Raw genomic sequence first — 264 nt, forward strand, 5'->3', positions numbered from 1 at the left:
CCTTCTCACCATGTCTTTTACGTAATTCGTGAACCGTACCTTAAAGTATACATAGAGTTGACCTTCCTTTGTCTCTAACTGGGGCTGTTCTTCTAGTAATTGATATAAGCAGATCATCCCCTCCTGTTTCCAATCGTCTCCGTCCCACTGCTTGATGTAGTATTGACGACGCGCCTTCTCAACAATCCCCGACACCTTCGCATATAATGTTTCGATATCCATTCATCCTATCTCCTTCGTCTTTTATTCCTCTACTTTAGCAGA

At 42.8% G+C, this 264-nt stretch carries 1 pseudogene; it reads right to left on the minus strand.

Annotated features, from left to right (window positions below):
- Positions 1 to 222: pseudogene (locus STRDD13_RS08115) on the minus strand (sigma-70 family RNA polymerase sigma factor); the annotation flags it as partial.
- Positions 223 to 264 lie beyond the last annotated feature (42 nt).

It is taken from the genome of Streptococcus sp. DD13 (assembly GCF_001578875.1).
Classification (GTDB): domain Bacteria; phylum Bacillota; class Bacilli; order Lactobacillales; family Streptococcaceae; genus Streptococcus.